Genomic DNA, 234 nt, shown 5'->3' on the forward strand with positions numbered 1-234 from the left:
GTGCATTTGGCCGGGCGCTCAGGCGCGCCCGTAGGTGTCCTCGAAGCGCACGATGTCGTCCTCGCCCAGGTAACTGCCGGACTGCACCTCGATCAGTTCCAGCGGCAGCTTGCCAGGATTGCGCAGGCGATGGGTCACGCCCAGCGGGATGTAGGTGCTCTGGTTCTCGGTAAGCAGCAGCACGTCCTCGCCACGGGTGACCTCGGCGGTGCCGCTCACCACGATCCAGTGCTC

At 66.2% G+C, this 234-nt stretch carries 1 protein-coding gene; it reads right to left on the minus strand.

The genetic code is table 11. The features are described 5' to 3' along the window. Positions 1–18 precede the first annotated feature (18 nt). A partial coding sequence (locus tag SB822_RS61195; protein WP_410859676.1) for a cupin domain-containing protein occupies positions 19–234 on the minus strand: 216 nt, incomplete at its 5' end.

The organism is Paraburkholderia sp. SIMBA_054, assembly GCF_046534875.1.
GTDB classification, from domain to species: domain Bacteria; phylum Pseudomonadota; class Gammaproteobacteria; order Burkholderiales; family Burkholderiaceae; genus Paraburkholderia; species Paraburkholderia hospita.